General features: G+C 59.9%; 1 pseudogene. It reads left to right on the top strand.

What is annotated here, in order from left to right:
• A pseudogene (locus NE591_RS13430) lies at positions 1–347 on the top strand (MFS transporter); the annotation flags it as partial.

The following is a 347-nucleotide window of genomic DNA, read 5'->3' as shown; positions in this document are numbered from 1 at the left end:
CCGATGTGGTGGCCATTGCCGCCACGGTTGCCTCGATCGCTATGCTCGGGCAGGCGGCAGGCAAGATCCTTATCGGTATCATCAACGATAAGATCAGCGTGCGTGGCGGCCTTTTCTTCGCCATGATCTGCGGGCTTGCCGGTTTGGGCGTGCTGCTGCTGTTCCCAGGCGTGTCGTTTGAGGTGCTTGCCGGCGGCTTTATGTTCGGCGTTTTCTACGCCAGCGGCACGGTGCTCACTCCGCTCATGACGCGCACTATTTTTGGTACGCTTGAGTACTCGAGCATTTACTCGCGTGTTGCGATGGTCAGCTCCCTGTGCGGTGCGTTCGCCGTGACGTTCTGGGGC

It is taken from the genome of Adlercreutzia sp. DFI.6.23 (genome assembly GCF_024462535.1).
GTDB classification, from domain to species: domain Bacteria; phylum Actinomycetota; class Coriobacteriia; order Coriobacteriales; family Eggerthellaceae; genus Adlercreutzia; species Adlercreutzia rubneri.
Note: the sequence above shows the minus strand (reverse complement) of the source record. Positions and strands in the feature narration are given on the sequence as shown.